This window comes from Streptomyces fuscigenes, assembly GCF_021556455.1.
In the GTDB taxonomy this organism is placed as follows: Bacteria; Actinomycetota; Actinomycetes; order Streptomycetales; family Streptomycetaceae; genus Streptomyces; species Streptomyces fuscigenes.
In genome coordinates, this window is record NZ_JAKGCV010000228.1 from 1 (window position 1) to 8,869 (window position 8,869).

The 8,869-nt window shown below is 73.9% G+C and carries 11 protein-coding genes, 1 tRNA gene and 1 pseudogene; 4 read left to right on the forward strand and 9 right to left on the reverse strand.

The window, feature by feature from the left end; translation table 11 throughout:
- Positions 1-129 precede the first annotated feature (129 nt).
- Positions 130-765, forward strand: coding sequence for a TetR/AcrR family transcriptional regulator (locus L1885_RS18090; protein WP_235798172.1), 636 nt, complete (start codon positions 130-132; stop codon positions 763-765).
- A gap of 36 nt (positions 766-801) precedes the next feature.
- Positions 802-1,929, forward strand: coding sequence for an MBL fold metallo-hydrolase (locus L1885_RS18095; RefSeq protein ID WP_235798173.1), 1,128 nt, complete (start codon positions 802-804; stop codon positions 1,927-1,929).
- Positions 1,930-2,160: 231 nt separating this feature from the next.
- Here L1885_RS18095 and L1885_RS18100 read toward each other — a convergent pair whose 3' ends face one another.
- Positions 2,161-2,457, reverse strand: coding sequence for a hypothetical protein (locus L1885_RS18100; RefSeq protein WP_235798174.1), 297 nt, complete (start codon positions 2,455-2,457; stop codon positions 2,161-2,163).
- Positions 2,458-2,571: 114 nt separating this feature from the next.
- Positions 2,572-2,645: transfer RNA gene (locus L1885_RS18105), tRNA-Pro, on the reverse strand.
- A gap of 162 nt (positions 2,646-2,807) precedes the next feature.
- Between L1885_RS18105 and L1885_RS18110 the strand changes: the two genes are divergently transcribed.
- Positions 2,808-3,320, forward strand: a complete 513-nt coding sequence (locus L1885_RS18110) for a mycothiol transferase (protein WP_235798175.1) — start codon at positions 2,808-2,810, stop codon at positions 3,318-3,320.
- Here the strand turns inward: L1885_RS18110 and L1885_RS18115 are convergent.
- Complete coding sequence (locus L1885_RS18115) at positions 3,292-4,305, reverse strand: LysR family transcriptional regulator (protein ID WP_235798176.1); 1,014 nt, start codon at positions 4,303-4,305, stop codon at positions 3,292-3,294. The genes L1885_RS18110 and L1885_RS18115 overlap by 29 nt on opposite strands.
- Positions 4,306-4,434: 129 nt before the next feature.
- On the opposite strand from L1885_RS18115, the gene L1885_RS18120 reads away from it, so the two are divergent.
- Complete coding sequence (locus tag L1885_RS18120) at positions 4,435-5,292, forward strand: aldo/keto reductase (protein ID WP_235798177.1); 858 nt, start codon at positions 4,435-4,437, stop codon at positions 5,290-5,292.
- A 117-nt stretch (positions 5,293-5,409) separates the two neighbouring features.
- Here L1885_RS18120 and L1885_RS18125 read toward each other — a convergent pair whose 3' ends face one another.
- The 6 genes and pseudogenes from L1885_RS18125 to L1885_RS18150 form a co-directional block, all read right to left on the reverse strand.
- A complete protein-coding gene (locus L1885_RS18125) occupies positions 5,410-6,336 on the reverse strand; it encodes an alpha/beta fold hydrolase (protein WP_235798178.1) in 927 nt (308 codons plus the stop codon).
- A gap of 79 nt (positions 6,337-6,415) precedes the next feature.
- Positions 6,416-6,946: a GAF domain-containing protein gene (locus tag L1885_RS18130; RefSeq protein WP_235798179.1), complete on the reverse strand. Its 531-nt coding sequence runs from the start codon at positions 6,944-6,946 to the stop codon at positions 6,416-6,418.
- Entirely contained in the window at positions 6,943-7,740 is a 798-nt protein-coding gene (locus L1885_RS18135; RefSeq protein WP_235798180.1) for a GTP-binding protein, read from the reverse strand. Before L1885_RS18135 ends, L1885_RS18130 begins: the two co-directional genes overlap by 4 nt.
- Positions 7,718-8,089: a DUF742 domain-containing protein gene (locus L1885_RS18140; protein ID WP_235798181.1), complete on the reverse strand. Its 372-nt coding sequence runs from the start codon at positions 8,087-8,089 to the stop codon at positions 7,718-7,720. The genes L1885_RS18135 and L1885_RS18140 overlap by 23 nt, the downstream gene beginning before the upstream one ends.
- Before the next feature lie 3 nt (positions 8,090-8,092).
- The gene (locus L1885_RS18145; RefSeq protein WP_235798182.1) at positions 8,093-8,530 is read right to left on the reverse strand and encodes a roadblock/LC7 domain-containing protein; all 438 of its coding nucleotides are present in this window, start codon (positions 8,528-8,530) and stop codon (positions 8,093-8,095) included.
- Between the two features lie 2 nt (positions 8,531-8,532).
- Positions 8,533-8,869 (reverse strand): annotated as a pseudogene (locus L1885_RS18150) (hypothetical protein); the annotation flags it as partial.

An 8,869-nucleotide genomic window follows, 5' to 3' on the forward strand; every position in this document is an offset into this window, starting at 1 on the left:
CGCGGCGGCGCCCCGGAGGGCGGCCCGCAGCGCCGCCGGCCGGCAGGCGGACCCCGGCCGCGGACCGCGGACGGCCCCCGCTAGCCTGACGCACCGGAAAAGCAGCTCGGGCACTGGGGAGGCCGGCCGATGGCGGGGCGCGAGGACCTGGAGGACGGCCGGGGCACCGCGCGCCGCGAGGAGCGCGCCCGGATCGTGGATGCCGCCTCCAGGTGCCTGGCGGCGAACGCGGGGGCCACCGTGTCCGTCGGTCGGATCCTCGACGAGGCGGGCCTTTCGACCCGCGCCTTCTACCGGCACTTCGGCTCCAAGGACGACCTGCTGGGCGCCCTGTTCCGCAAGGACGCCGACATCTTCACCGCGGAGATGCGGGCGGCGGCAGCCGTGGCCGCGGCGCCCGCCGACGCGCTGCGCCTCCTCGTCCGCGGCACCCTGCGGCTCACCTGGGACCCGCGCCGCCGCGGCCGCGTGCTCCTCATGGTCTCCGAGGAGGCCGTGCGGGCCCGGGGCTACGCGGCCGAGCGGGCCAGGATCGACGCGGCGGCGCGGACCCTCATCGCCGGGATCATCGAGCGCGGCAGGGCCGCGGGGGACTTCCCCGCCGTACGGGACGTCGCGGCGGACGCCGGCTCGATCGGCGCGCTCCTGCGCCACGCGGTGGACGAGCAGCTGGCCCGGCCGTCGCCCGACGCCGCGCGGGCCGCCGCGGACCGGGTCGTCGGCTTCGCGCTGCGGGCGCTGGGCGGAGCCGGCGCACGTCCGTAGTACGTTACGACGATCGCGAAGGGGAGGGACCGAGGCATGCCGCCCACCACCACCGGGGCCGACGCGGCCCCACCGGGCGGGCCGTGGCCGCTGCCGCCCGTCGAGCGGGTCGCACCCGGCGTGTGGAGCGTCCCGGTGCCGCTGCCCGCCGCCCCGCCGTACGTACTCGTCTACGTGTTCGAGACGGATGCCGGTCCCTATCTGGTGGACGCGGGCTGGAACACGGACGAGGCCTGGGACGGCCTGCGGGCCGGCCTCGCCGCCGCGGGCACCCGGGTCGAGGACGTACGCGGCGTGATCGTCACCCACGCGCACACCGACCACTACGGCCTCGCCGGGCGGGTACGGGAGGCCTCCGGCGCCTGGATCGCGCTGCACGAACTCGACGTGCCCCTGCTCGCCGCGGCCGAGCGCGATCCGGCCGGGCGCCTCGCCGCGCTGCTGGAGCGGGTCGGCGCCCCCCACCGCCTCGCGGACCGGTACCTCGCCCGGGTCCGCGCGCGCCCGCGGCCCGAGGAGATGCCGCACCCCGACCGGCTGCTGCGCGACGGCGACGACCCGGAGGTGCCCGGCTTCGGCCTGCGGGCCCTGTGGACGCCGGGGCACTCGCCCGGACACATCTGCCTGTGGGAGGAGGACCGGCGCCTGCTGCTGTCGGGGGACCACGTCCTGCCCGAGTTCGCCGTGGGCCTGCACGAGCCCGCGCCCGGACGCCAGGACCCGCTGGGCGGCTACCTGGACTCCCTCGACCGGCTCGGCGCCCTCGATCCGCTCGCGGTCCTGCCCGACATCCGCGCCTGTGCGGCGGCCCGGACGACAGCCAAGGCGGAGACCTGCGACGCGGCGGGCTTCGTCACCCCCGCGGGCACCGCGGGGGCCGTCGCCTTCCCCGAGGCCGCGGGCGTCGCGGCCGACGCCTCCCCCAGCGGTACCAGCGCCCCGAGCACCACGATCGACGTGACCGCCGCGGTCCCCGGCAACAACCCGAGACGACGTCCGCGTCTCGGCCCACCCCTGTTGTCCGACACAAAGACTCCTCACCATGCGTGTTCCCCTCACGGCTCTCCGTGCAGGGGCCACGCAACAGTGGCAGGAGATGCGGAGATTCACAGGAGAGTGGCGGGTGAGATGACAGACACGAATGGTTCGTCAACACCCGGGTAGCAGGCGCTGCTTGGCTTTACATCAGAGGGCCGAACGGCGCCGCAGGTGATGACGGATGACGCGAAAGTGAAGAGTGCGGCTCCATTTGCCCTTCACGCAATCGTTACTTCGCCAGAGGCGCGGAGCGCTCCAGGCGCGGTCGCCTCGCGCCCGGCGCGTGGCTCGGGCTCGACCGTATTGACGCGGGATCCGGACACGGACGGGCGGCAGGACGCGTGCGGGTGGGCGATTTCACCGGCCCGAGCGGCCGGAAGCGACTCCACCGCCGTCCCGCGCGACGCCACGCACGGGAACGAAGCCGTCACCGAACTCGGCCGCGGACACCTGCGCCGCCACGACCTCCGGCACACCGGACCGACCTGGTCGGCCGATGCCCGGGCCCAGGTGCACGTCCTCCGCACGATCACCGGCGACGGGCCACTGCCCCCTGCGCAGCGCGGCCCCCACCAGGACGCGCACAAGATCACCGCCGCCGGTGCGGGTCTCTTTCGCACTCTTGTGCGGGATCCGCGCCCCGCCGAGCCCCATCGCCGTGGCCCCCCGGCCCCGGTCAAGGGCGCCGGGTGCCGACCGGTCCCCAAAACGATCGAGGGCCGGTCTCGGATTCCTCCGATACCGGCCCTGACCTGCGACTCCTTCGAGTCGGGACGACAGGATTTGAACCTGCGACCCCTTGACCCCCAGTCAAGTGCGCTACCAAGCTGCGCCACGTCCCGATGCCCGTGTGACCTGGGGTTTCCCCTGGCCGAACGTGCAAGAGAACAATACCGCACTCACCTCACTGCTTACGAACCGCTTGTCGGGGGGCGTCGCCCGACGGCGCGAGGGAAGCTGTCCCTGGCGTACGGGAAGTCCGGCACGACGGAAGGAAGCGCGGCATGCCCGCAAGCAGTGACCTGCTCATCGACGGTTTCGGCCGGATCAGGGAGATCGTCCACCACGTGGTGGACGGACTCGGCCCGGAGGAGCTGGCGACCCGGCTGGACGGGGGCGCGAACTCGATCACCTGGCTCGTCTGGCACCTCACACGCATCCAGGACGATCACGTCGCGGACGCCGCCGGCTCGGACCAGGTGTGGACGGCCGAGGGGTGGTCGGAGCGCTTCGAGCTCCCGTTCCGGCCCTCGGCCACCGGCTACGGCCATTCCTCGCGCGACGTCGCCGCGGTGAGCGGGGTGTCCGCGGAGCTCCTCGCCGGCTACCACGACGCCGTGCACGACCGGACGGTGGCCTACCTCGGGACGCTGGAGGACAAGGACTTCGAGCGGGTCGTCGACGACTCCTGGACGCCGTCCGTAACGCTGGGTGTGCGGCTGATGAGCGTGATCTCGGACGACCTCCAGCACGTCGGCCAGGCCGCGTTCATCCGCGGGGCGCTGGAACGGGGATGACGGGGCCGCCGCCCGTCCCGGCCCCTTCGCCTCCCGTTCCCTCGGCGTGGCCGGGTCCGGGGCCGGTCGGCCCGCCGTCGCCCGTGGAAACGTCGGCGGAGCGGGCGGCGGCCGGCAGGTACGAGAGCAGTTGGCGCGCCGCGGGCGTCGTGCGGCGGTCGTCCGGTACGGCGGCCGACACCTCCCAGACACAGGTGTCGGCCCCGGTGAGCTCCACCGTGCACAGGCCGGCCGCCTGAGGCTTCAGCGCGACCGGTCTCGGCACCACCGCGACCCCGAGACCGTGCCCCACCAGCTCGATCAGGGTGTGCACGTCGTTCACCTCCAGCGCGACGCGCCGCTGGGTGCCGGAGGCGGCGAAGGCCTGGTCGGTGCGGCGGCGGGCGCCCCAGTCCGCGTGGAAGTCGACGAAGGTCTCCCCTCCGAGATCGCTCCAGGGCACCCCCTCGCGCCCGGCCAGCGGGTGCTCGGGACGGCACAGCAGCACCATCCGGTCCCGGCCGATCGGCAGCAGCCGGATGCCGTCGGGGACCGAGCACGACAGGGCGACGAAGGCGAGGTCGAGGCGGCCCTCCGCCACGTCGTCGGCCAGCGCCGCGGACCCCGCCTGGCGCAGCCGGATCTCGACCTCCGGGTGCTCGGAGCGGAAGCGGGCCAGCAGGCTCGGCACGTCCACGCCCGCGATGCACTGCTCCGTTCCCACGGAGAGCGTCCCCCGCAGCAGGCCCTGGACCGCGGCCACCGCCTCCTTGGCGGAACGCACGCTGGCCAGCGCGCGGGATGCCTCGACGAAGAGGGCACGCCCGGCCTCGGTCAGCTCCACACGGCGGGTGGAGCGCACGAACAGCGCCGCGTCCAGCTCGCGTTCCAGGGCCCGCACGGAGGCCGAGAGACCCGACTGCGAGACCATGAGCCGCTGGGCGGCGCGCGTGAAGTGACGTTCCTCTGCGACGGCGACGAAGTACTCGAGATGGCGGAGTTCCACGTCTCGGAAGCTTAGCCGCGATTCAGAAGCCGCGTCGCTGAATGCGTTCGCTTTCTTCTATTGGACGAGCGGGCTCCGTATCGACCAAGCTGCTGGGGCAATTGGTCGAAGAGGAAGGTGCGTTCCACCATGAAGACTCGCCGCATCGGTTCCGTGGAAGTCAGCGCGATCGGCCTGGGCGGCATGCCGATGTCGATCGAGGGCCGGCCGGACGAGGCCCGTTCCGTCGCGACCGTCCACGCGGCACTGGACGCCGGCGTGACGTTCATCGACACCGCCGACGCCTACCACCTGCACGCGGACGACGTCGGCCACAACGAGACGCTCATCGCGAAGGCACTCGCCACCCACGAGCGGGGCTCCGAGGTGCTCGTCGCGACGAAGGGCGGCCACCTGCGCCCCGGCGACGGCTCCTGGACGCTCGACGGCTCCCCCGCCTACCTCAAGCGGGCCTGCGAGGCGTCCCTCAAGCGGCTGGGCGTCGAGGCGATCGGGCTCTACCAGTTCCACCGCCCCGACCCGAAGGTGCCGTACGAGGAGTCCGTCGGCGCGATCCGGGACCTGCTGGACGAGGGCAAGATCCTCCAGGCGGGCATCTCGAACGCGAACCCGGAGCAGATCAGGGCCTCCAACGAGATCCTGGGCGGACGGCTGGTGTCCGTGCAGAACCAGCTCTCCCCCGCGTTCCGCTCCAGTGAGCCGGAACTCGACCTCTGCACCGAGCTGGGCATCGCGTTCCTGCCGTGGAGCCCCTTCGGCGGCATCGTCAAGGCCGGTGAACTCGGTTCGAGGTTCGCCCCGTTCGCCGAGGTGGCCGAGGCGCACGGCGTCAGCGCGCACCAGGTCTGCCTGGCCTGGCTGCTCGCGAAGTCGCCCGTCACGGTGCCGATCCCGGGGGCGAGCCGGCCGGGCTCCGTCCGCGACTCGGTCGAGGCCGCCGACCTGGTGCTGAGCGCCGAGGAGATCGAGCGGCTGAACGCGGCCTGACACAGGGCCGTCGCGGCCGGTCCCCTGCGTGCGGGACCGGCCGCGGCCGTGTACGGGGAGAGCCGGGCGCGGCACGCACCCCGGGGCGCGCACTCCGGCGGCGCCCGGTGCCGCGGGTCACAGCACGCGTTCGCCGATCCAGTCCGTGAGGTCGCGGTGCACCTCGTCGCGGTTCGTCTCGTTCAGCACCTCGTGCCGCGCCCCGGGGTAGGCCTTCCAGGTCAGGTCCCGCGTCCCGAGGTAGCGGTAGTCCTCGAGAAGCTCGTAGAGCAGTGTCATGCCCTGGTGGGACGGGTCCTGTTCGCCGACGGCCAGGTGCACGGGCAGGTCGGCGGGGACGCGGGCGAGCGCCCGCGGGTCGTTGATCTTGCGGACGCCGAGCACCCAGTCGAGCGCGAGCCCGGCCGAGAAGGGGAAGCCGCAGCGCTCGTCCTCCGCGTAGGCGTCGACCTCCGACTCGTCGCGCGAGAGCCATTCGAAGCCGGTGCGGTGCTCGAAGCCCTCGTTGAACGAGGCGAAGAGGTCGGCGAGGAACGGCGAGCGGGCGTCCCGCCCCTCCTTCTCGATCTCCAGCTCCAGCCGTACGGCGGCCTCCGCGATCTCGCAGCCGGGCAGGGTGCGCGCCGCGCCGGTCAGGATGAGCCCGGCCAGGTCGTCCGGGTGCTCCTGGGCGTAGTCGCGCGCGAGCATCGCTCCCATGCCGTGTCCCAGCAGGAAGACCGGCACGTCCGGGAAGAGCGTGCGGGCCTTCTCGCCCGCCGTCCGCAGGTCCGCCACGTCGGCGCGCCAGGTGTCGCCGTCCGCTCCGGCCGCCCCGAAGCCGCCGTTGGCGGTCGCGCCGTGGCCGCGCAGGTCCGTGGCGAGCACCCCGTAGCCGTGGTCGGTGAGGAGCCGGGCGAAGCGGTCGTAGCGCAGGGCGTGCTCGGCTGCCCCGTGCGCGATCTGGATCAGGGCGCGCGGCCGGCCGCTCTCGGGCAGCCAGGTGTAGCCGGCGATCTGGATCCCGTCGTGCGCGGTCAGCATTCCCGGCGTGTAGCGGATCATGGGCGGCGCCTCCGGTGCGGTGTGGGTCGTTCCCGTCCTTCCCCGTGCCTCTTTCCCCATCGCGGCCCGCCATGCCGGATCAGAGCAGATGCTCCTCCCTTCGGTGCAGGTCGGCGGCGAGCTCACCGGCGAGCGACTTGACCATGTCGAGCCCCTCGCGGCCCCACCGCCGGGGTTCGGTGTCCCCGGCGCAGACGGTGCCGAGCACCACTCCCGTCCGGTCGGTGACCGGGGCGCCCAGGTACGAGCGGATGCCGGCGCCGTCGACCAGCGGATTGGCCGCGAACCGCGGGAAGTCCCTCACGTCCTCCAGGACCAGCGCCTTGCGGCGGGCCACCACGTGGGGGCAGAAGCCGAAGCTGCGCGCGAGGCCCCGGGGTGTCGCGGGGCCGTGGGGGGTGTGCAGGCCGGCGAAGAACTGACCGTGCTCGCCCAGGAAGTTGACACCCGCGTAGGGCGCACCGGTGAGGCGGGCGAGCCGCAGCGCCAGCGCGTCGAACGCGGGCTCGGGGCGTTCGCCCAGTCCGAGGCCCCGCAGCCGCCTGACCCGCTCCGGCCCGTCCCGGTCCTCAGGGGTGATCAGCATCCTGCCGATCGGGTCGTAGGTCACGACGTGGCCTCCCCCGCCGTGACGGAGGTGAGCAGGTGCTGGACGAGGGTGACGAGCGTGCGGATGCCGGAGCTGGCGGTGCGTGCGTCGCACAGCACGACGGGCACCTCCGGCGCGAGCCCGATGGCGGACCTGATCTCGTCGGGACTGTAGCGGAAGGCCCCGTCGAACTCGTTGACGGCGACCACGAAGCCGATGCCGCGCTGCTCAAAGAAGTCGACCGCCGAGAAGGACTGCTCCAGCCGGCGGGTGTCGGCGAGCACGACCGCGCCGAGGGCCCCCGCGCACAGCTCGTCCCACAGGAACCAGAAGCGCTCCTGCCCCGGCGTGCCGAACAGGTAGAGCACGTGGTGCGCGTCGAGGGTGATCCGGCCGAAGTCCATGGCCACGGTGGTGGACGTCTTCGCCTCGACGCCCGTCAGGTCGTCGAGGCCGGCTCCGACCTGGGTCAGCAGCTCCTCCGTGCTGAGCGGCGCGATCTCGCTGACGGCGCCGACGAAGGTCGTCTTGCCGGCCCCGAACCCGCCGGCGACCAGCACCTTGAGCGCCTGGGGGAAGGCTTCGGGGCCGGCGGGGGGCGGCGCGGCGCCCGGACGTGCCGGGGTTTGCGCCGCGGGCCCGTCCGCCGGCCGGGCGGCCGGGGCGGACTCGTGCGCGGGCGAGCGCTGCTCCGGTGCGCGGGCCGCCGACGGGGCCCCGGCGCGTGCCGCGCCCGGGTCCGGGGGCGCGACCGTGTCCGGGGCCGTGTCGATCGCGGACCCGGACACGGGTTCAGAGCTGTCGTCGTAGGCCATCGAGCACCGCCTCGAGGAGTGACTGGTCGGTGGGGTCCTGGAACCGGGAGGGCGGGCGCACGGTGACGGCGCCGCACTGCACCAGGTCCGCGAGGAGGATCTTGGTGACGGTCGCGGGCAGCCCCATGCGCCCGGCGATCTCCGCCACCGGTGTGGGTGCCGGGCAAAGGCCCAGCACCTCGCCGTGTTCGGGACCGAGGGGCGCCTGGGGCATGCTCCCGGTGGATATCACCAGGGTGAGCAGGTCGAGGGCGACGGCCGGCCGGGTCCTGCCCCCGCTCACGGTGTACGGGCGGATCAGGCGTCCGGCCGCCCCGTCGAGCCACGGGCCGTCCTTCGCGACCGTCACGCGTCACCGCCCCGCGCGGTCGGGGGCCGCGCCCGAGGGCCGGCGGGCGGGCGTGACGAGATAGGGCCGCACGCTCTTGACCAGCATCGCCATCTCGTAGCCGAGGATGGCGGCGTCGGCCTCGCGGCCCGCGAGCACCGCGAGGCACGTGCCGGTGCCCGCCGTGGTCACGAACAGGAGCGTGGAGTCGAGTTCCACGACGACCTGCCGGACCGTCCCGCTGTCGCCGAAGCGGGCGCCCGCGCTGCGGCCGAGGGAGTAGAGGCCGGAGGCCAGGGCCGCCATGTGGTCGGCGCTGTCGGAGTCGAGGCCGTGCAGGGACCTGACCAGTCCGTCCGAGGAGAGCAGCACCGCGCTGCGGGTGTGGGGGACGCGCTGGACCAGTCCGGCGAGCAGCCAGTCGAGGTCCTGTGTGTGCGCCGTCGTTGCGTCGCTCGCCATCGTCATTCCTGCTCCTCGGTGGTGGGGGTGCGGCGGTGCCCTTCGCGTGGACGCGGTGCCGGTCTCTCCGGGAGCTGCCGCTGCGGGAGGTCCGGCCGTGCCGGTGCCTGCCGCCGGGGCGGGTCCTCGGAGGGCCGGGGCGCGGCGGCGGTGCCCGCCTCCGCCTCGGCCTTCGCGTCCGCCTCGGTCTCGGCCAGGCCGATGCCGCGGCGGATGGCGGACCTGATCTCGTCGGGACTGTAGCGGAAGGCCCCGTCGAACTCGTTGACGGCGACCACGAAGCCGATGCCGCGCTGCTCAAAGAAGTCGACCGCCGAGAAGGACTGCTCCAGCCGGCGG

Coding starts and splice junctions, on each gene's coding strand:
- L1885_RS18090 (WP_235798172.1), top strand. CDS start 130: ATGGCGGGGCGCGAGGACCTGGAGGACGGCCGGGGCACCGCGCGCCGC.
- L1885_RS18095 (WP_235798173.1), top strand. CDS start 802: ATGCCGCCCACCACCACCGGGGCCGACGCGGCCCCACCGGGCGGGCCG.
- L1885_RS18100 (WP_235798174.1), bottom strand. CDS start 2,457: ATGGGGCTCGGCGGGGCGCGGATCCCGCACAAGAGTGCGAAAGAGACC.
- L1885_RS18110 (WP_235798175.1), top strand. CDS start 2,808: ATGCCCGCAAGCAGTGACCTGCTCATCGACGGTTTCGGCCGGATCAGG.
- L1885_RS18120 (WP_235798177.1), top strand. CDS start 4,435: ATGAAGACTCGCCGCATCGGTTCCGTGGAAGTCAGCGCGATCGGCCTG.
- L1885_RS18125 (WP_235798178.1), bottom strand. CDS start 6,336: ATGATCCGCTACACGCCGGGAATGCTGACCGCGCACGACGGGATCCAG.
- L1885_RS18135 (WP_235798180.1), bottom strand. CDS start 7,740: ATGGCCTACGACGACAGCTCTGAACCCGTGTCCGGGTCCGCGATCGAC.
- L1885_RS18145 (WP_235798182.1), bottom strand. CDS start 8,530: ATGGCGAGCGACGCAACGACGGCGCACACACAGGACCTCGACTGGCTG.